This window comes from Acinetobacter sp. YH12058 (assembly GCF_013419805.1).
GTDB classification, from domain to species: domain Bacteria; phylum Pseudomonadota; class Gammaproteobacteria; order Pseudomonadales; family Moraxellaceae; genus Acinetobacter; species Acinetobacter towneri.
This window is the reverse complement of record NZ_VOZL01000002.1, coordinates 45,173-63,958: the sequence shown is the minus strand read 5'-3', so window position 1 is coordinate 63,958 and position 18,786 is coordinate 45,173. Positions and strand designations below refer to the sequence as shown.

General features: G+C 41.2%; 14 protein-coding genes. 4 read left to right on the top strand and 10 right to left on the bottom strand.

Going from position 1 to position 18,786, the window contains the following annotated elements; all coding sequences use genetic code 11:
- Window positions 1–158: 158 nt before the first annotated feature.
- On the top strand, window positions 159–1,274 hold the full coding sequence (locus FTU09_RS01705) for a transglycosylase SLT domain-containing protein (RefSeq protein WP_179991135.1): 1,116 nt from the start codon (window positions 159–161) through the stop codon (window positions 1,272–1,274).
- A 163-nt stretch (window positions 1,275–1,437) separates the two neighbouring features.
- On the opposite strand, the gene FTU09_RS01700 is transcribed toward FTU09_RS01705, so the two are convergent.
- Together FTU09_RS01700 and ttcA are read right to left on the bottom strand one after the other, a co-directional pair.
- Complete coding sequence (locus tag FTU09_RS01700) at window positions 1,438–1,821, bottom strand: SCP2 sterol-binding domain-containing protein (RefSeq protein ID WP_004972111.1); 384 nt, start codon at window positions 1,819–1,821, stop codon at window positions 1,438–1,440.
- Between the two features lie 248 nt (window positions 1,822–2,069).
- On the bottom strand, window positions 2,070–2,990 hold the full coding sequence (gene ttcA, locus FTU09_RS01695; protein WP_104853169.1) for a tRNA 2-thiocytidine(32) synthetase TtcA: 921 nt from the start codon (window positions 2,988–2,990) through the stop codon (window positions 2,070–2,072).
- Window positions 2,991–3,546: 556 nt separating this feature from the next.
- On the opposite strand from ttcA, the gene FTU09_RS01690 reads away from it, so the two are divergent.
- Together FTU09_RS01690 and htpX are read left to right on the top strand one after the other, a co-directional pair.
- On the top strand, window positions 3,547–4,434 hold the full coding sequence (locus FTU09_RS01690; RefSeq protein ID WP_004972115.1) for a lytic transglycosylase domain-containing protein: 888 nt from the start codon (window positions 3,547–3,549) through the stop codon (window positions 4,432–4,434).
- Between the two features lie 188 nt (window positions 4,435–4,622).
- Window positions 4,623–5,528: a protease HtpX gene (gene htpX / locus FTU09_RS01685; RefSeq protein WP_004972117.1), complete on the top strand. Its 906-nt coding sequence runs from the start codon at window positions 4,623–4,625 to the stop codon at window positions 5,526–5,528.
- Between the two features lie 111 nt (window positions 5,529–5,639).
- On the opposite strand, the gene FTU09_RS01680 is transcribed toward htpX, so the two are convergent.
- From FTU09_RS01680 to FTU09_RS01670, 3 genes are all read right to left on the bottom strand, one after another.
- Window positions 5,640–6,230 carry a DUF4112 domain-containing protein gene (locus FTU09_RS01680; RefSeq protein ID WP_004972119.1) on the bottom strand — a complete coding sequence of 197 codons (591 nt, stop codon included), beginning with the start codon at window positions 6,228–6,230 and terminating at the stop codon, window positions 5,640–5,642.
- A 145-nt stretch (window positions 6,231–6,375) separates the two neighbouring features.
- Window positions 6,376–7,710, bottom strand: coding sequence for a magnesium transporter (mgtE, locus tag FTU09_RS01675; RefSeq protein ID WP_179988559.1), 1,335 nt, complete (start codon window positions 7,708–7,710; stop codon window positions 6,376–6,378).
- 164 nt (window positions 7,711–7,874) lie between these two features.
- Entirely contained in the window at window positions 7,875–10,979 is a 3,105-nt protein-coding gene (locus FTU09_RS01670) for a multidrug efflux RND transporter permease subunit (RefSeq protein ID WP_154320956.1), read from the bottom strand.
- A gap of 282 nt (window positions 10,980–11,261) precedes the next feature.
- On the opposite strand from FTU09_RS01670, the gene FTU09_RS13830 reads away from it, so the two are divergent.
- Entirely contained in the window at window positions 11,262–13,130 is a 1,869-nt protein-coding gene (locus FTU09_RS13830; RefSeq protein ID WP_257221874.1) for a hypothetical protein, read from the top strand.
- Window positions 13,131–13,168: 38 nt separating this feature from the next.
- Here FTU09_RS13830 and FTU09_RS01660 read toward each other — a convergent pair whose 3' ends face one another.
- From FTU09_RS01660 to FTU09_RS01640, 5 genes are all read right to left on the bottom strand, one after another.
- A complete protein-coding gene (locus tag FTU09_RS01660; RefSeq protein ID WP_180052219.1) occupies window positions 13,169–14,320 on the bottom strand; it encodes a helix-turn-helix transcriptional regulator in 1,152 nt (383 codons plus the stop codon).
- Between the two features lie 254 nt (window positions 14,321–14,574).
- Window positions 14,575–16,209: a chaperonin GroEL gene (groL, locus tag FTU09_RS01655; protein WP_096900991.1), complete on the bottom strand. Its 1,635-nt coding sequence runs from the start codon at window positions 16,207–16,209 to the stop codon at window positions 14,575–14,577.
- Window positions 16,210–16,268: 59 nt separating this feature from the next.
- The gene (gene groES, locus FTU09_RS01650) at window positions 16,269–16,559 is read right to left on the bottom strand and encodes a co-chaperone GroES (protein WP_004972131.1); all 291 of its coding nucleotides are present in this window, start codon (window positions 16,557–16,559) and stop codon (window positions 16,269–16,271) included.
- A gap of 185 nt (window positions 16,560–16,744) precedes the next feature.
- Window positions 16,745–17,518: a metallophosphoesterase gene (locus tag FTU09_RS01645; RefSeq protein ID WP_131260664.1), complete on the bottom strand. Its 774-nt coding sequence runs from the start codon at window positions 17,516–17,518 to the stop codon at window positions 16,745–16,747.
- Window positions 17,499–18,437, bottom strand: coding sequence for a diacylglycerol kinase family protein (locus FTU09_RS01640; protein ID WP_180079455.1), 939 nt, complete (start codon window positions 18,435–18,437; stop codon window positions 17,499–17,501). Before FTU09_RS01640 ends, FTU09_RS01645 begins: the two co-directional genes overlap by 20 nt.
- Between the last annotated feature and the right edge of the window lie 349 nt (window positions 18,438–18,786).

Sequence of the window (18,786 nt, the reverse complement as noted above, 5' to 3'; positions counted from 1 at the left end):
TAACCTGTGTATAAATTTTACACATTTTCCCTTTAATCCCAAGTCATTTTGAATGACGTCATGACTGCCCAACCCTTATTGAATTTATCAAACTTGAAAAAGTTTAAGGTGTGTTGCCTTTGCTTTTTAGGGCATAAATTACTTGTAGCGGAGCCAACATGCACAGTAGTTCAACGTCTGGGTCTAGGCTTAGCCTTCACTCATTTTTTAATCGCCTCCCATTCAAAGTCCTCGCTTTCAGTACTGTTCTTCTCCCATTCCACAGTATTAACGCAGGCAAAGCCGTTCATCAATTTGACAGCGTCGTCAATCAGAACAAATTGACCGTTGTGTCTGTGGAAAATCCAACCACAGTGTTTAAAGATGGACAACATTTACATGGCTTTGGTTATGACCTTGTGCGTAACTATGCCGACAGCATGAATGTGAAACTCGAATTTAAAACGGTAAGCGACAATGCGACCGCTTTAAAATGGGTGTCTTCTGGTAAAGCGAACTTTGCCATGACCACGTCGAGTATCCAAAGCATCGAAAAGCAGCAACTCACGGCATTTTCTGCCAGTTGTGGCGATTTAAATACTTTAAAGCGTAATGGTTTAAATAGTGAGCTGAACTGGGTGTTTAAACACGCAGATGATCCTCTTAGCCAAACCGCAAACAACTTTGTTTGTCGTGGCAAGCAAAACGGCTCAATTACCCAATTGGCTTCATTTTATAATCGTAATGTGGTCAAACAAGAATCGTGGGATGTGATCCAGCGGGATTTGCGTAATCGTTTACCTTTATATAAGGCCAACTTTAAAAAGACTGCCACGCAGTACGATTTAGACTGGCATCTTTTGGCGGCAATTGGTTATCAGGAATCTTACCTCAAACCCAACTCGGTTTCGCCAACAGGTGTGCGCGGTATTATGATGCTGACCAATAATACAGCCAAAGCGATGGGCGTAAGCAACCGTACCGATCCTGCACAAAGTATTCAGGGTGGTGCTAAGTATTATGACCAAATGCTGAGCCGTTATGAGCATATTCCATTTCCTGATCGTAACTGGTATGCCCTAGTCGCTTATAACATGGGTCCTGGTGCAGTCAGTCAAATTCAGAAGCGTATTCGCTCACAAGGCAAAAACCCGAACAATTGGGTTAACCTATATGCGTATTTAGACCGTAACAAAGCGAGCAACGGTCGTTATCGTCAAGCAGTGCAATATGTGACTCGTATTCGCGCCTACCTTGAGCATATTAAGACCACACCGCAATTGGTGAATATCTAAAATTTACCTCGCGTGATTGAGTTGCAGTGTATATCAGCTGCAATTCAAACATGAATAATGCGCTGTTAAAGCTGCAGTGCATAAAAAAGCCTAGTTGATACTTCAGCTAGGCTTTTTTGTACTATAGCGGGAAATTCGCCTGCTACAGCGTAAATCGCTTGAATTAAGCAGATTGCTCAAGAATCTTCTTAAATAAGTCTTTTTGTTCTTGGCTTGGTTTTGCAGTTTGTAATGCCATTAATTGTGACATATCGCCCTGTACTTTGATTTTACCTGTCATAAAGGCTTGCATAGCAGCCGCCATGTCAAACTCTAGGAATACTTTACGTAAAGTTTCCGCATCCATATTTAATGTTGTTTTTGCGTTGTCCGCCAAACCTTTTTGGATTTTACCGCCATCTAAAGACAATTCTGTGTTGCCTGCAGCATCAGTCACCACTAAGTTAATTGCCAGATTTGCAAGTGCTGGAGGTAGGTTTAAATCACCAGCTTGAGCCGTTAAATTTTCTACAGTTGCAAACCAATCATCAGTTAAAAAAGCAGGCATGATTTTTCCTCAATATATTTGTGCATGTGTGTTGTCTATCCAGACACCATCATTATTAAGCTGTTTTGCTTGCTGATTGTTATAGCATGAACCTTTCGTGAAAGGCTAAGAAATTTTGTACGGGACGTTCAGTTTTTGTATTTTTAGTCGAAATGACGACTTTCTCAAATAAATCAAATTCATAAAAAAACACCAAGCTCTGGCTTGGTGTTGATTACATTTTAAAGGGATTGACAGGCTGTTATCGCTTAGTCTGCAGCGTAGCCTAAATTGACCATATTGATGCGTTTGTTTTGCTCTGCTGCGTTTTGTTCGGCCTGATCGGCAAAATCAAATACGCGCTGGCTGTCTAACGCTTCAAAGTCGAATAATTCACGGTCTGCCAACTGCGATGGCGATACATTCTGTAATGCGCCAAAAATACTGTGCAAACGCTTAGGATGTGCTTTATCCCACTCACGTAACATGTCGTTAATAATGGCACGCTGTAAGTTTTCCTGTGAACCACACAAGTTACACGGAATAATTGGGAATTTACGCATTTCTGCATATTTAATGATGTCTTTTTCTTCCACATAAGCCAGTGGACGAATCAGCATATTTTTCTTGTCTGATGACAACAACTTCGGTGGCATGGCTTTTAAGCTACCGCCATGGAACAAGTTTAAGAAAAAAGTCGCCAAAATATCATCACGGTGATGCCCAAGCGCCACTTTGGTTGCCCCTATTTCCTGCGCAAAGCCATACAAAGAACCACGACGCAAACGCGAACACACTGCACAGTAAGTTTTACCTTCAGGCGTTAAACGCTTGGTGATGCTATAGGTGTCTTTTTCTAATATGTAATATGGGATGTTATTTTCTTCTAAATAACGCGGCAATACATCTTCAGGGAAGCCTGGTTGCTTTTGGTCTAAGTTCACAGCCACCACATCAAAATTGATGGGTGCGATGCGCTTGAACTGCAACATAATGTCCAACAAGGTATAACTGTCTTTACCACCAGAAATACACACCATGACTTTATCGCCATCTTCAATCATGTTGAAGTCACGAATCGCATGCCCGACTTGACGACGCAGCTTTTTCAACAAACGATAATACGCAGAGCTGGTTGGAAGTTCTGGTTTGAAATTAAAGCCTTGATCGGACTCAACTGGTGAGAACATAGACGCGATTAACCCATGAAAAAAATTACCGCGCAATTTTAGCCGATTCAGACCAATCCCGCATCAAAAGAATGTAATTTCATCGCAATCTTCCTTTTCGTCAGAGAACTTAATTTCTGACTGCGCGTTCATTTCTGTTTGCACACTTTATTTTTGTCTGCGCAGATCGTTTTTTCTGCGGCAAGTTTGAACCCTCAGGTTCACTTTTTCGCCAAGATGCTTATCTTTTGGACTTTTCCACAGTTTTCCACAAAAGCTGTGGATAACTTTGTGGATTTAAAACAACTTGACAACGCCTCTTGCCGTTATTCTAAGGCTTCTCTTTAAATTGATCACTTTTTGATCGATTTTATTTTAATTTAAAATCATACACTTAAGTGTGTCAAGCTGATCCAATTAAAAAAAAATAAATATTTTTTTTGATTACTCTGTCAGCAATTAAGCTTGATTTTTTTCGACACTACTGTAAATGAATTTGTACAAAGCCTTTTCATCTGTGAGATTTTTGTTAAACTCCTCATAACTGTTTGGGGACAGCTTTTAGTGTATTCACAGCATGAACAATAAAATTAATGCCTTTTTACTGTATATTTTGGGGACTGCCAGCATCATGCCTTTGGCAACGACAACGCACGCAGGTCAAATTTATATGTATAAGGACAGCAATGGCAGTACCTTGCTGACCAACCGTAAAAGTGCAGATCGTTCACTGACAAAAGTAAAAGTCACATATTATCCAGACAGCAATATTCACAGTTATCGCAACTGGGGCAATTCCGAAGCGTCGGTATTGCCAAGTTATAGCCGCAATAAAAACGCCTTTGACCACATTATTCAGCAAGCAGCACAACAACACGGTGTTTCAGAAGGTCTAATTAAAGCAGTGATGCATACCGAATCAGGTTTTAATGTCAACGCCCGCTCGCCTGTCGGTGCACAAGGTCTAATGCAGCTCATGCCTGCGACAGCACGACGTTTTAATGTCAGCAACGCTTATGACCCGCATGAAAACATTATGGCGGGTGCAAAATACTTGGCTTGGTTACTCAAACGCTTTAATGGCAACACCACTTTAGCTTTGGCGGGCTATAACGCAGGCGAAGGCAATGTTGCAAAATACGGCGGCGTACCGCCTTTTCGTGAAACACAGGATTATGTACGTCGTGTGACCAGTCGCTATAGCAACCTATATGCTAGCGGCGTTAGTGCAAGTTCTGGCAGTAACGCGATTACGGCAAATAACAATAGCAATACTCAGAGTCAAAATGCACAAGTGATTGCGCAGTCAGACAATTACACTGCCAGTAATCATCAAGTGGCGGCAAACAAACGTCCACAACGTCAAATTATTATGGCTGCCGATGGTCGCTTTACCGATGCACCTGCAGGTTCTTACGCGACAGGGAATGCCACGGCTTCGGCACGTATTTTTATTTCAGAATAAAAGCTACAGCACTTCATTTGAGCTTGCGTTGCCGCAAGCTCAAATGAAGTGCTGATTGCAGTATCAGCTCAAAATATTTTTAGTACAGTTTTATTATTTTTCTTGAATTTTTAATACATACACCGCATATTTACGGCATGGTTTATTAATAAATCAGATTACATTTTTAATATAAGAGGATTTACTCAATGATGCGGATTGGTTTGTTCTTGCTAACCAACCTCGCGGTACTGGTTGTAGCTGGCATAATTTTGTCACTCTTCGGTGTCGGTAGTTACCATGGCGCGGGTGGCTTAAACCTAGGCAACCTGTTGGTCATCTGTTTTGTCTTTGGTATGGTTGGCTCTTTAATTTCACTATTCATGTCTAAATGGATGGCGAAAAAAACAACTGGGACTGAATTAATTGACCCGAATGCCCCTCGTAACCAAGCTGAAGCGTGGTTATTAAATGAAGTTGCGCAATTGTCGCAACGTGCTGGTATCAAAATGCCAGAAGTGGGTATTTTCCCTTCTTACCAATCGAATGCTTTTGCAACAGGTTGGAATAAAAACGATGCTTTAGTCGCTGTATCTACAGGGCTGCTTGAGCGTATGAACAAAGATGAATTACGTGCAGTTTTGGCACACGAAATTGGTCACGTTGCCAATGGTGACATGGTGACCTTGGCACTGATTCAAGGTGTGGTCAACGCATTCGTCATGTTCTTTGCCCGTGTTGCAGGTGACTTCATTGACCGTAACGTATTTGGTCGTGAAGATGGCGAAGCACCAGGCTTGGCTTATTTTGCAATTACCATTGTACTGGATATCGTATTTGGTATTTTGGCCTCTTCAATCGTGATGTGGTTCTCGCGTCAACGTGAATACCGTGCCGATGAAGCAGGTGCACGTTTGGCAGGTAAGCAAGCCATGATTTCTGCATTATTACGTTTACAGGCAGAATCTGAAATGCCTGATGCAATGCCAAAAGAAATGAAAGCTTTTGCGATTTCTGCAGGTAAAGAAGAAGGTTTTAGCTTGGCAGCGTTATTCCAAACTCACCCAAGCATTGAACAACGTGTTGCAGCTTTACAGCAATTAAATTTACCTTAATACTGCTAGCAAGATATTGTAACAGCGACACCAAAAAGCTTCCTCAGGGAAGCTTTTTTCATGTCTGTAAATTAGATCTGCCAGATGGTTTTGTACTTTAAACAGGTTCATTTAAACAGCAAAACTTTGTGACCAGTGCCACAACCAACTTGCACCGAGCCATGCTGCCCAAATAAAGAAAATAAGAAAAATCACACCAAGCAAATCAGGCAAATGTAGCCACAGCCATGCCACTACAGGATTACGCCAAAATGCTGACTGCTGCTGTTTACGTTCCAATCGCTCATGTAAAAAAGGATGTACCACATGATGCTCACTGTGAATCTGATATTCTTCACGGATATGCGTATGTACTACATCTAAAGCTTTACGGCTTGGACGAATAAATACATCAAATACTGTGCCGACAATTGGCACAAAACCAACTACTGCATCCATCACAGCAAGTTTAATCACGGGAGTGAGTTTGGTTTGTGGTACACCAATTTGTTTGGCTTTATAAATCGCATAACAGGTCAGTGCAAAACCTGCGACATCCCCCGCGACAGGTACAGTGCCTAATGCGGCATCTGCTCCCACGCCCTGCTTGGTAAATGGAATACGCACCACAGAATCCATCATATTGGCAAACTTGGCTAAATCGCGCTCTAAGCGAATCACCTCTTGCTGGCTAAGTTTTTTTGAAGATGCAGGTTCTGGCATAGAAAACGTATCGTTGGGTAAATGCAATCTACTTGAGAATAAAGCAGTTTTTTACTCAGGTCTGTTATGATTTTATAAACAGAATTTTGATCAATGCAAAAAGTTTAAGATGAGGTCTTGAATAAGTCATCATCACCGACAGTGTTTAAAGTAACAACTGTGAAGCAATAAATAAGTACACCACCACGCCCGTTGCATCACAAATCGAGGTTACCAAAGGCGCAGAGGCACTGGCAGGGTCTAGTTTCAGGCGATGCAAAATAAAAGGCAAACTCATGCCAATTAAACAGCCCATCAGCACAATGCCCAGCATACTCAGTGCCAATACCACAGACACCATCATATCGCCACGGTAATAGCCTAAAATTGAAACCGCAAAAGCCATAGTTCCACCCAAACATAGCGCCACCAAACTTTCACGTCCGAGTAAATGCAGCCAATCTTTAAATTGCACATCACCTGTAGCCAGTGCCCGTACCATTAAGGTCGCAGACTGAGAACCCGCATTACCACCACTACCGACCAAAAGCGGCAAGAAAAAAACCAGTACAATATGTGCTGCAATAGTGTCTTCATAATGCGCAATGCCAATTCCAGACAATAAACTGCCAAATACCAAAATCACCAACCAAAACACACGTTTGCGATATAAAAATAAAATTGGCGCAGTTTTTATACTCATGCCAGGTGAAGACGCTACCGCACTTGATTTTAAAAAGTCTTCTGTAGTTTCTGCCTGTACCACGTCCATCGCATCATCATAGGTGACAATCCCCAGTAAATGCTGTGCATCATCTACAATCGGTAAGGCCAAAAAATCATAATGGCTGAGTTTTTGCGCGATACTTTCCTGATCTTCTGTCACTAAACCAGTGACTAAATCTGTGCGCATCACATTTTTAATTTTCTGTTCAGGCGGGTTTTGAATTATTTCTCTTAAAGAAATCACCCCCAATAGTTTCATCAGTTCATCGACAATATAAATCAGGTACAAAGTTTCCCGATCTGTGGTCATTCTGCGTAATTCATCTATGGCTTGCTGCATGTTCAGTTCTGGTGAGAGCACCACGAAATCCGAACTCATAATCGCGCCCGCAGATTCTTCAGGATATCGCGCTAAAGTCTGAATCTGTGCGCGTTTTTCTTCCGTAATGTGTAAGCTGACAAAACGCTGTAAATGCGGAGAAAGTAACTTAAATAAGTCGGTGCGGTCATCTGAATGCATGGCTGAAATCAGTTTGACCAATTGCTGCGGTGCCATCGCCTCTGCAATTTGATGTTGCGAATGCAGTGGTAAAAACTCCATCACCAAGGCAGCACTGTCAATTTGTTCAATTAAACTCAGCTGTGCTTTCAGACTCAAGTGCTGCATTAAGTCGGCTAAATCGGCAGGGTTGATACCATCGATCAAGCTGCGCACTGTACTTGACTGATGTAATTGCAAGGCTTGTTCTAACTGTTCAGCGTGCAGATTGGTCATTAATCTCACCCACTCCATCATTCCAAAACGTAAAATGAAGAATGGGCAAAGTTTCTCAGCCCAAACCAACCCTTAAAAACCCGAAAATCTGTAGATTTATACAAGATTTTTAGCGTTTCATATCATAGCCTATAATTTTGCTAAGTGCCTAATAAAAAACATCTTTAGTTTATGGGTGATGAACGATTCACTTGAAATATAGAACGAACCAGCACATACATAAACGGAATAAAAACAAGCACTAAAATTGTGCCAAAAATAACTCCACCTAAAACACTCACCCCAATTTCCTGACGGCTTGCTGCACCTGCACCAAAGGCAAATACTAGCGGCAAAATACCTGCACCAAATGCCAATGAGGTCATTAAAATAGGTCTGAGCCGTAAGCTTGCACCTTCTAAAGCGGCTTGAATCACCTGTTTGCCTTGTTGCTGCGCAGCCGAAGCAAACTCCACAATTAAAATGGCATTTTTACATGACAAACCAATGGTGGTAAGCAAGGCAATTTGGAAATAAATGTCGTTCGGGAAACCTGCCAAATAGCTGAAAATAATATTTCCACCAATTCCTAAAGGAATGGCACTCATCACGGCTGTTGGAATACTCCAACTTTCATACAAGGCAGCAAGGCATAAGAAAATAAACCCGATGGAAACCAAATACAGTAACAAAGCCTGATTGCTGGACTGATTTTCTTCAAAAGACAACCCACTCCATGCCAAGTCAATGCCCTGCTGCTGTGCCACCATCTGTTCTAAATCACGCATCGCCTGCCCTGAGCTATATCCTTCGGCAGTATCGGCTTCCATTTGCACGGCGCTATACCCCATAAAACGATTGACGACTTCTGGCCCACCGCTCCAACTGAGTTGAGCAAACTGGCTAAAAGGTACCATTTGATTTTGCTGACTGCGTACCGACCATTGATTCAAATCTTCAGGTTTACCACGAAATTCGGCATCACCCTGCATAATCACACGTTTAATTCGACCACGGTCAATAAAGTCGTTGATATAACTACCGCCCCAAGCTGCCGCTAAGGTACTGTTAATAGCCGTTTGATTTAAACCTGCTGCCATCGCCTGTTTCTGATCAATCGTGACGTTTAACTCCGCTTTTTCAGGATTGGCACGTTGATCTAAATTTTTAAAGCTTTGATATTGAGCGGCTTGCTGCTGTAAATTTTGAAATTGCTGAATTAAAAAATCGCGTCCTGTACCATTCACATCGCGCATCCAGAACTCTAAGCCATCGGTTTGCCCCAAACCACGAACTGCTGCGGGCATGCCAATGGTAATTTGTGCATTGGGATGCTGTCGAAAATGCTGCATGGCACGTTCACGAATAGCTTGTGCGGTATGCTGTTGCCCTTGACGCTCATCCCAATGTTTTAGCGCAATAAAACCCTGCCCTAAATTCTGCCCTGTTCCCGAAAAATTACGTCCATAACGAATCATCACCAAATCAACATTGTGGGCTTCATGCTGCATAAAGTATTCACGTATGCTTTCGCCCACTTCACGACTTTTAGACAACGGCGCACCTTCCTGTAATTTAAATTGCACCGACAACATGCCCTGATCTTCATTCGGGATAAAACTGGTAGGTAAGGCACGGTAAAACAAGGCAAACACCGTCAATAAACCTGCAAAAATAACCAGACACACCGCTTTATGCTGAATCGTCCAGCCTGATAATTTGAGATAGTGTTGTTTTAAGCGTTCCAGTTTTTGATTAAACCAGATGGCCCATTGGGCTGGTTGTGGATTGGGTTTTAAAATCAAGGCACACAAGGCAGGCGTTAAAATTAAGGCCACACCTAAAGACAGCACCATCGCAGTCACTAAGGTGATGGAAAACTGGCGATAAATCACCCCAGTCGAACCACCAAAAAATGCCATAGGAATAAATACTGCGGTCAAAACTAAGGTAATGCCGACCAAAGCACCGCTAATTTCCTGCATAGATGCGATAGATGCCTGTTTAGCCGAGAGCTGCTGTTCGTGCATTAAACGCTCGACGTTTTCGACCACGACAATCGCATCATCCACCAACAAACCAATCGCTAAAACCAAAGCGAATAAGGTCAGCGTGTTAATACTTAGGCCAAAGAGTTGCAACACGGCCATAGTGCCTAAAATCACCACAGGCACGGTTACGGTAGGAATGAGCGTCGCGCGCCAGTTTTGTAAAAACAAGAACATCACGATGACAACTAAAATCACCGCTTCAATTAAAGTTTTCACCACTTCATTAATTGATTCCTGCACGAAAGGCGTGTTATCTCGTGGATAGACAATTTGGTAACCTTCGGGCAATTGTTGTTTTAAATGCTCAATTTGTTTTTGAATTAAGGCTGAAGTTTGTAACGCATTGGCACCAGAAGATAATGAAATCCCCATCCCTGCCGATGGAAAACCATTAATGGTATTAAAGCTTTGATAATTTTCTGCACCAAGTTCAATACGTGCCACATCTTTTAAATAAACAAAGCCACCTGCCTGATCTGCTTTTAAAATAATATTTTCAAATTCTTCTACCGTTTTTAAGCGTGAACCTGAGGTGACTTTGGCATTGAGATATTGTTCTTGTGCTGTGGGTAATTCACCAATTGCGCCTGCTGCGACTTGGGTATTTTGTGCCAATACTGCAGCACGTACATCACTTGGCATGAGTGCGTATTGTTTTAACTTTAACGGATTCAGCCAAATCCGCATTGCATATTGTGCACCAAAAACATCGACCTCACCCACACCTTCAATGCGTGCCAACTCTTGCTCTAAATGACTCATCATATAGTCAGACAAGGCAATATTGCTGCTTTTGGCTGTGGCATCGTACAGCCCAATGACCATGTGGGTATCACCCAATGATTTAAAGACATTTACCCCCTGACGCTGCACATCTTCAGGTAAGCGGTTAATTGCGCCATTAATCGCATTTTGTACCTGGACTTGTGCGGTATCGGGGTTGGTACCATTTTCAAAGCTAATGCTGATGCGACTTCGTCCTGAAGAATCACTGCTAGAACTGAAATACAGTAAGTGATCTAAGCCTTTAATTTGCTGTTCCAAAACCTGTGTGACGCTTTCTTCAACAGTTTCTGCCGAAGCTCCTGTATACGTTGCGCTGACGGTGATACGAGGTGGTGCAATGTCTGGGTAGCGTTCTACAGGTAAATTTAATACTGAAAAAATCCCGAGTGCCATCACCACAATGGCGAGCACACCTGCAAAAATAGGACGTTCAATAAAAAATTTAGACAACATAAAACTGGATCACTTATAGATGGCAATGTTGATATTTAAATATGAAATGAATCAAGTGGATGAAGATCATCAAAAAAACTTGAAACCGTTTTTCAAATTAACACAGCAAAATAGAACTTCGATGACTGCATATCAAAAAATCTAGTTTTGTCACAAAAATATTGATTGGTCTTCATTTTTTCTCACAGATTTTGTATTTGACCTCCCAATTTTGGGATAGCTCCTAGATTCATCTTATTTCTATACTTCTGACATAACAATTTGGATGACAAGGAATTCATGATGAAAAAAACCTTATTATGCTTAACTTTAGCAGGCTTACTCAGTGCATGTGGTGGTTCAGACAATGATTCTGGTAGTTCTGCTCCCCCACCATCAAACACCACAAAAACTGGCGTACTGACCGATGGGCCTGTGAGTGGTGCAACTTATACAATTAATGGTGTCTCTAAACGTACAAATGCTCAAGGGGAGTTTGAATATCAAGAGGGTGATGAAATCACTTTCTCCATCGGAAATATTGAAATTGGCACAGTGATTGGTGCTGATCGTATTACCCCTGTGGAGTTAGCTGATGATGTAACAACACGAACAAATTTACTTATTTTTTTACAATCTTTAGATTCTCAGGGGGGGCATGACGATGGTATTCAAATCCCTGACTCAGTGAGTCAACTCCCTGCAAACTCAATTGACCTCTCTAAACCAACAACTGAATTTATTACAAGCTTTCAACCTGTTCTACAAACAATAGAAGATTTTAAAGATAAAGTCGTAGTTAGCGCAACAGAAGCACAAGCTAACTTTAACCAAACACTACTCAAAGATATCGTTGGGGTTTGGTATGCGAAAAATGCTGACTCAGAAATCGTACTTCAAGTAACCTCAGACGGGAAATACCTGATTGGCGAACCTATTGTTAGCTCACCATCTGATAGTGCAAATGGCATGGAGTATGGTGAATTATCGGTAAATGCTGTTGCTGGAGATTTATGGGCGCAATCTTCAATTGATACAAATGAAGATTGGGGCTTAACTGATTCTGGAAAAACACGTGATATGAAAATATCATTTGATGGTACGCAGTTAAAAATTTCTGAAGCTCAAAACCCTAATGAAAGTGCAACATTTACTAAAGTCCCTCAAAACAATTCGAGCATTGCCGGTGCTTGGAACTCAAGTTCAGGCAAGCAACTATTTGTTTTCAATCCGGATAATAATACCTATATCATGGTTGATGCTGTTGGGGACGATCAAGTGGAAGTTGGAGAAATGCCTTGTGGTGGACCAGGTATCGAATATGGTAAATATCGTGTTCAAGATGGAAAGTTATTCGTAGATAATATCCTGATCGATACAAATGGCTGTGCAGGCTTATCTGACAATAGTGCAAACTCAAGCTCAGGTCTACCAGTCACGGTTAATTCGACATCACTTACACTCCACGAACCAAATGAAGGTACATTTATACTCACAAGACCCAATACAGAAGGTACTACCACAAGTAGCGCAAGCCAATTCTATAAAGATATTGCTGGAACTTGGGAAATTGGACGTACCAATGCATCTGCTGTTTTATTACATATTTTACCCGATGGACGTTATGCTCTGGGTGAAGCAGATGTAGCTGATGAAACAGGGAAGCCTGGTATTGAAATCGGACAATTAAATTGGAATGCTTTAACCTCAGCGCTGAACCCTGTAATTTCCATAGATACAAACGGTGACTACGGGCTTTCACATCCTGACAATGATGGTCACCACCGCCTAAGTTATAATGGCACAGATCTAGTGCTGACTGATGTAGGAAGTAATAGCACCTATATTTTAACTAAAGTAAAACAATCATCAGGTCTAGTTGGCACTTGGCAATTTAATCAAACTCACTTGTTTGCTTTCTTTGACACAGGATTCTATTTCTTGTTAGACACCGAAGGTGATTGCGATAACCCAGGAATTGAATATGGTAAATATTCAATAACATCCAATACACTTGCCGTAACAGAAGTGTTATATGACACCAACGGTTGCGGTGGATTACATGACACTTCGGATAGCGCTAAAGTTAATGCAACTTATAGCATCTCCGGAACAAGTCTAACCTTGCATCCACAAGGCGAAGACACTATTACCCTACAACGTAGTAACTAAACATATTTTAAAGCTGCCTAAGCAAAATTTAGGCAGCTTTAACCAATATGCTCAAAATGAATGGTACAGCTCATTAATAAATGCATGAGTTCAATTTGCGAGTTGCATTGGGTTTTTTCATAAATATTTTTAAAATAAGTGCGCACGGAACTGAGGGTAATCCCGCAATGTTCCGCAATTTCTTCTAACTTATAACCATTCAACAACAACTCACACAGCTCAAACTCGCGTTTAGACAATTGATAAGCTTGCTGCAAATAGGCTTGTGACAAGGCATAGTGCTGATGCATATCGGTCAGAAATACCGCAATTTGATGTTGTCTTGCATTTTGATGCTGCATATTTTTTAATTTAGAACAAGGTACGATAGTCAGCATTAATTGTTGTCCTTTCGCATCTGACAAAGACAATACACCGCCTACATCTGCGTTTAATGCCGACTGTCCCAACAACGCTGAATGTAATAATTGATCTAAACGAATTTGATCATAAGCATGGGTTTTTAAACGATTATACAAGTCCAAATCTAAACATGAATCGTGTTCCAGCATGCTTTGAGCTAAAGGGTTTGAATAAATCAAACTCAGCTGATGATCAAGCAAAATTACACCTGTTTTTAAATGATCGAGCACACTATACAAACTTAAATTTTCTTGTTTAACCAAACTAAATTGACGATGGATTTGTAAGGCACGGCGCAAATGCACACCCAAATGCTTTAAAAAATCCAACTCTTTTTGTTGATACGGCGCTACATCTGGCGCACGGTGTAATCCCAAAACCGCCCAGCGATGTGAACCCTGATCGAGCAAAACAGCCGAGATATAACTAATTCCCGTCGGATTCAAACACCGTTCATAAAAGATATATTCATCACTTTCAGGGTTTTCCCCATAATGCGATAAATCCGAGCTCGCTACTTGGCCCACACCTAAATTTTCCCACAATACTCGGTGTAACTGCATGTCAATCACACGAATCCGCTCATCACGATAGGCATGCAAAGCTTCATCTGGAATATTGTGACTAAATAAAAAATCGTAACTTGGACTAAATTGATCTAAGGCAGTAAAAATGGCGGTTTTACTGTCTGTATATTGAACAATTTTTTCAATTACTTGCGGCCATAAATTCACATCTACAGCGGCATCATAAATACTGCCTATAATTTCGTGTTCTCGGTTATCCATTTTTATCCCCTTTATGCCTACTCCAATCTGCATTACACTTATTTAATCATTTGTTTTTCTTATTATTCCAAGTAGCATAGTGGGTTTTATTCACAAAAAAAAGCAGTTTAAATACATATCACGCATTTAATAAATGAAAATGGCTAGGCAGTTTTGCTTTTTCATGTGTGCAAACTCTGAATTATAAAAACCACGCCATAAAAAAACCCCGTATCTGACGATACGAGGTTTTTGAAGTTTGGGTACGCTGATGATTACATCATGCCGCCCATACCACCCATGCCACCCATATCTGGCATTGCTGGCTTGTCTTCTGGAATTTCAGTAATCATACATTCAGTGGTTAGCATTAAGCCCGCAACAGATGCCGCATGCTCAAGTGCAGAACGAGTTACTTTTGCAGGGTCAAGAATACCCATTTCCAACATGTCGCCATATTCACCAGTCGCAGCGTTATAACCATAGTTACCTTCACCGTTCTTCACAGCATTGATTACTACAGATGGCTCATCACCAGCATTGGCTACGATTTGACGAAGCGGAGCTTCAATTGCACGACGAAGAATGTTGATACCTACGTTTTGGTCATCGTTAGCACCAGTCAGACCATCAAGTGCAGATGCAGCACGCACCAGTGCAACACCACCACCTGCAACAACACCTTCTTCAACTGCAGCGCGAGTTGCGTGAAGCGCATCATCCACACGGTCTTTCTTCTCTTTCATTTCAACTTCAGTTGCAGCACCAATTTTGATGACTGCTACACCGCCTGCTAATTTAGCAACACGTTCTTGAAGTTTTTCTTTGTCATATTCAGAAGTAGATTCTTCGATTTGCGCACGGATTTGCTGAACACGCTCAGAAATCTGATTTGCATCACCAGCACCATCCACAATCACGGTGTTTTCTTTAGAGACTGTAACTTTGTGCGCGCTACCCAAATGCTCTAGTGATGTTTGCTCCAAAGACATACCAATTTCTTCAGAAATAACCGTACCGCCTGTCAAGATTGCAATATCTTGAAGCATTGCTTTACGACGATCACCAAAACCAGGCGCTTTCACCGCACATACTTTGATGATGCCACGCATGTTGTTCACAACAAGCGTTGCCAGCGCTTCGCCTTCAACATCTTCAGCGATGATCAGAAGAGGCTTACCTGTTTTTGCAACCGCTTCTAGGACAGTAATCAGTTCACGAATGTTGCTGATTTTTTTATCAACAAGAAGAATGAACGGGTTTTCAAGTTCTGCAGTCAAAGTATCTTGTTTGTTCGCGAAGTATGGTGAGATATAACCGCGGTCAAACTGCATACCTTCTACAACGTCAAGCGCGTCTTCAAAGCCTGAACCTTCTTCAACAGTGATTACGCCTTCTTTACCAACGCGTTCCATTGCTTCTGCAATTAACTTGCCCACAGTCGTGTCCGAGTTTGCAGAAATAGAACCTACTTGCTCAATCGCTTTCGTGTCAGAAGCAGGTTTAGCCGTTGCTCTAATGTCTGCAACGACTGCCTTTACAGCAAGGTCGATACCACGTTTCAAATCCATTGGGTTCATGCCCGCAGTTACAGATTTGATGCCTTCATTTAAAATGGCTTGTGCAAGTACTGTTGCAGTGGTCGTACCGTCACCTGCGATATCATTGGTTTTGCTAGACACTTCACGTACAAGCTGAGCACCCATGTTCTCGAACTTGTCTTTCAAGGTGATTTCTTTCGCAACAGATACACCATCTTTAGTGATGTGCGGCGCACCGAAAGAACGGTCAATCACTACGTTACGACCTTTAGGGCCTAAAGTTACTTTAACTGCGTCTGCAAGTACGTTTACACCTGCGATCATTTTTGTGCGAGCTGAATCACCAAATTTTACGTCTTTAGCTGACATGTTTAACTCCAAATATTTTTAAATAATGTTCAAATTTGCTTTGAATATGAGTTCTGAACTTAGCCTTCAAGTACCGCTAAAATATCAGACTCTTTCATAATTAGAAGTTCTTCACCGTCTACTTTAACTGTGGTGCCTGCATAAGTACCAAACAAGACTTTGTCGCCCACTTTTACGTCTAAAGCGCGTACGCCATTGTCTGTAATTTGACCATTACCTACTGCAATCACTTCACCTTGGGCTGGTTTTTCTGCAGCAGAACCTGGAAGCAAGATACCGCCAGCTGTTTTTGTTTCTTCTTCAACACGACGAATAACTACGCGGTCATGTAATGGACGAATGTTGCTCATAAATAACTCCATTAGACTAAGTCAATGTATAGATTCCTGATGACGACTTAATTATTCCTTTGGTCATCATCAAAATAAATTTTAGATGACACAGTTGTGGGGATGGAAAAAAACGCTTCAAGGGGAAAAGCTAAAAATTTTTCAATTTTTGTTGTTTTTTTAGACAAGTTGGCTAGATCGGTGATTTATTCTGCATTTTGTTGCCACAACACAAATTGCTTTTGTGCGGCATCGAACAGGTAATGCTGCACATCCCCATGGTTACTCAATATATTTAAGCTATTGGGTATGCCCTGATGCAAACGATACGAAATTGCAGTACCTGCATGAATATCCAGCACAGGATGCGCTACACCTAAGGCATAAATTTGATTTAAGTCATACACGGCTGGTTGATGTAAATGCCCATGCAGCAAGGCATACAAACCATTTTTGCTCCACTGCTCTAAAGCAATTCGTCCCAACACTGGGCAATCTTTAATACCGTGACGATCATCTGGTGGTGTATAAAATGGTTGATGCGCCACCAAAATTTTTAACTTATTTGTGGGCGCAGCTTGCAGCAAAGTATCTATTTCCTGAATTTGATTCAAAGAAATATGCCCACGAGTATGAAAACGTCGCCGAATACTGTTCACCCCTATCACATAAAAATGGGCGGTTTCCAAAATTGTTTCCATACGCCCAAAAAACAACTGATACCGCGCAAACGGACTAAAAAAACGATTCCAAAGATGATATAGCGGAATATCGTGATTTCCTGGCACAACCAAATACGGTAAATTCAAACTGTCTAAAAAATGCTTACAAGCATAAAACTGTGCATAGCGTGCACGTTGGGTTAAATCACCACTGACCACAACCGCTTCCGGTCGCATACTTGCACACAGTTGTTGTACTGCCTGCATACAAGCCACATTTTCAGTGCCAAAGTGCAAATCAGACAGATGCAGCAGCATGCGGCACCTTAATCTTCAATGCATTTTTCAATACAGAAATACGCAGTGGTGGGCGCATTTTGACAATTTCTCCATCAAGCGCCACGGTCAGTTGTTGGCGTTTACTATGAATGACCACCTGCTCTGCTGCAAAACTGTACATATCATTGGCTTGCTCAGCCTTCCCCTGAATTAATTGCCACAGAATTTTAAATAAAGTCAATTTATCGGACTTTGCCACTGCAACACCTGCGACTTTGCCTGCTGCAGCAGCTTTGGCAATACGTAAATTCATTTCAGACAGTTGTAATTGATTATTCCCAAAGAAAATGAGCGGCGTTTTCAGCGGATAGCGCTTTGTATCGACCTCTATTTCTAATTTTAATTCTTTACGGTCACGAATCAGCACATCCAAACCTGAAGTATAGGCATGTAAAGGCAAACGCCCTAAATATTGGTTATAACGCTCGCGTTTTTGAATAAATAAAGGGTACAAACCCAAACTGGCATTGTTTAAATAAATATGTTGATTGATTTGTGCCACATGCACAGCACGCGTACTGCCAGTTGCGATGACATGCGCTGCTTCAATTAAATCTAGCGGAATATTCAGTAAGCGCGCCACATAATTAAACGTGCCCAAAGGCAAAATACCCATGGGGATAGATGTCCCTTTTAACTTTGCAGCAACCGCATTTAAAGTACCATCTCCACCCGCTGCAACCACAACACCGCTTAACTGCGCTGCTTGATGCCGTGCTAACACCTGTTGCATCAGTTGATCAAAATTGGCGATTTCACCCATTTCAAACAATTGGATTTCAAAACCATGCTGTGACAAAACATGCAACAGTTCTTCATAGACACCTTCTTGCTGTGTGGCATGAAATCCAGATTTTTGATTATAAATAAGCGATAAAGGCTGTAATGTTGTCGACATTTTCTTCAATCATTTTAAAGCTTTTGCTCTAATTTCGACCAATTGATGCAGAATGAAAAGCAGCTTTATGTAAAAATCGAATGATGACCATTCATTAAATCAATAATCATTCTTTATAAAATTTAAGCTATAAATATATGTTTTAATTAAAAATAATTAAAATAAATAATGCCCATATTTTTTTTAAATAATGATAAATAGAACACAAAAAAGTTGTAAGCCCATGTTTCATATATGTTATTCATTATTTATATGGGTATTTTTCACATAAAGCTAAATCAAGCCTATGTCTTATTTTTTTTATGTTTTTGTGCTTTAATACAGCCACTTTTTTTTCATATTTCATCTG

Coding starts and splice junctions, on each gene's coding strand:
- FTU09_RS01705 (WP_179991135.1), top strand. CDS start 159: ATGCACAGTAGTTCAACGTCTGGGTCTAGGCTTAGCCTTCACTCATTT.
- FTU09_RS01700 (WP_004972111.1), bottom strand. CDS start 1,821: ATGCCTGCTTTTTTAACTGATGATTGGTTTGCAACTGTAGAAAATTTA.
- ttcA (WP_104853169.1), bottom strand. CDS start 2,990: ATGTTCTCACCAGTTGAGTCCGATCAAGGCTTTAATTTCAAACCAGAA.
- FTU09_RS01690 (WP_004972115.1), top strand. CDS start 3,547: ATGAACAATAAAATTAATGCCTTTTTACTGTATATTTTGGGGACTGCC.
- htpX (WP_004972117.1), top strand. CDS start 4,623: ATGATGCGGATTGGTTTGTTCTTGCTAACCAACCTCGCGGTACTGGTT.
- FTU09_RS01680 (WP_004972119.1), bottom strand. CDS start 6,230: ATGCCAGAACCTGCATCTTCAAAAAAACTTAGCCAGCAAGAGGTGATT.
- mgtE (WP_179988559.1), bottom strand. CDS start 7,710: ATGACCAATCTGCACGCTGAACAGTTAGAACAAGCCTTGCAATTACAT.
- FTU09_RS01670 (WP_154320956.1), bottom strand. CDS start 10,979: ATGTTGTCTAAATTTTTTATTGAACGTCCTATTTTTGCAGGTGTGCTC.
- FTU09_RS13830 (WP_257221874.1), top strand. CDS start 11,262: ATGAAAAAAACCTTATTATGCTTAACTTTAGCAGGCTTACTCAGTGCA.
- FTU09_RS01660 (WP_180052219.1), bottom strand. CDS start 14,320: ATGGATAACCGAGAACACGAAATTATAGGCAGTATTTATGATGCCGCT.
- groL (WP_096900991.1), bottom strand. CDS start 16,209: ATGTCAGCTAAAGACGTAAAATTTGGTGATTCAGCTCGCACAAAAATG.
- groES (WP_004972131.1), bottom strand. CDS start 16,559: ATGAGCAACATTCGTCCATTACATGACCGCGTAGTTATTCGTCGTGTT.
- FTU09_RS01645 (WP_131260664.1), bottom strand. CDS start 17,518: ATGCTGCTGCATCTGTCTGATTTGCACTTTGGCACTGAAAATGTGGCT.
- FTU09_RS01640 (WP_180079455.1), bottom strand. CDS start 18,437: ATGTCGACAACATTACAGCCTTTATCGCTTATTTATAATCAAAAATCT.